Source organism: Nonomuraea antri (assembly GCF_013283785.1).
Classification (GTDB): Bacteria; Actinomycetota; Actinomycetes; order Streptosporangiales; family Streptosporangiaceae; genus Nonomuraea; species Nonomuraea antri.
This window is the reverse complement of the sequence record NZ_JABCPZ010000521.1, coordinates 1-1,536: the sequence shown is the minus strand read 5'-3', so window position 1 is coordinate 1,536 and position 1,536 is coordinate 1. Positions and strand designations below refer to the sequence as shown.

The following is a 1,536-nucleotide window of genomic DNA, read 5'->3' as shown; positions in this document are numbered from 1 at the left end:
TTGTAGAGAGTTCTCGTGGGCTCGGATATGTTTATAAGAGACAGACCCCCGGCCCCGACCTCGGGTCCGGCCCGGCGCGTGGGCGCGGCGCGTGGGCCCCGGCTTGTGTGCCCCGGCCCCTTGGGCTCCGCCCCTGGACCTGGCCGGGGGACCTGCTCGTGGCGCAGTTCGAGCGAGGTGCCGCGCGCCCGACGCCCACCAGGTCACGCGGCGCGCCCCCGTTGCCGCCGCCGGCCCGGCTGTGACCGGTCCGCTCGTGCCCGGCCCGGCCGTGCCCGACCCATCCCGGGCGGCCGACCCACCCCGGGCGGCCGGCCCGCCGCGGGTGGCCGGGGTCGGCGGCCGGGTGCGGGTGCCCGGTGCGGGCGAAGCGTGCCGGCCGCCTGTGGTTGGTGCGGTTCGGTCAGTGGGTGACCGGGGGGCCGCCGAAGGACACGACCAGGCGGCCGTCCGCGGCGAAGGACCAGGTCAGAGCCCCGCCATAGGAGGCGCAGCGCGACCCGTTCGAGCCGGACCAGAACTGGTTGGAGCCGTCGGCGTCACCGACGATCCTGTCGTTGGTCCCGCTGCCCGTGCGGCACGAGACGTTGTCGCGGAACACCGAGGTGCCGGCGTCGAAGGAGAAGTTGCGCTGGGCGTTGTCCACGCTGACGTTGCCGGTGATCGCCATCGAGCCCGGGTTGCTGTTGTAGGTGAACCCGTGCTTGCCGTTGCGGTAGGCGATGCTGCGCCGGACGACGTGGTCGACCTCGATGCCCTCGCCGCCCAGCTTGTAGCCGTTGCGGTCACCGGCGCCGGCCTGGCCGCCGTCGCTGAGAGTGCCGTTGTAGTAGGACAGCGAGTCCTCGACGGTCACCGGGTCGATGGGGCCGGTGTCGGTCTTGGTGTAGAGGTCCCAGCCGTCGTCGATGTTGTTGCGTGCCACCGCGTACCGGAAGACGTTGCCGGGGCCGACCGTGAGCTTGGCGGCGAAGCCGTCGGCGTCCTCGCCGTTGGAGTCGGCGTTGTCGTGCGACTCCGCGCTGAGCACGAGGTTGTTGGACGGCCACTGACTGCGCGGGGTGTCGGACGCGATCCGCGCGATCTGCAGCCCGGTGTCGCGGTTGAACCTCGTCACCGTGCGCTCGATGACGTTGCCGCTGCCGCCGACGAAGATCCCGTTGTCGCCGGCCCGCTCCACGACGATGCCGTGCACGTGCCAGTACGACCCGTTCACCGCCAGACCGCGGTTGGCCGGGTCCTCGCTCTGCGCGGCGAAGCTCAGGATCGGCCGTTCGCCGGGGTAGGCGGACAGCTTCTTGCGCGCGGCGGCGGTGCCGTTGTTCCCCGGCGCGATGGTGACCGTCTGCGAGAAGGCGTACGTGCCGCCGCGCAGGTAGATGGTGCCGCCGGCGGCGATGCGGGTGATCGCGGAGGTGAGCGTGGTCGGGTCGGCCTGGGTGCCGGACGCGCCGTCCCTGCCGTTGGGCGCCACGTAGAGCGCGTCGCCGGTCGGCGGCGTGGTCGTCGTGGTGGGCGTGGGGGTCGGGGTCGGGG

The 1,536-nt window shown here is 72.8% G+C and carries 1 protein-coding gene; it reads right to left on the bottom strand.

Annotated features, from left to right (window positions below):
• Window positions 1–403 precede the first annotated feature (403 nt).
• On the bottom strand, window positions 404–1,536 hold a 1,133-nt coding region (locus HII36_RS55085; protein WP_173531368.1), incomplete at its 5' end, for a right-handed parallel beta-helix repeat-containing protein.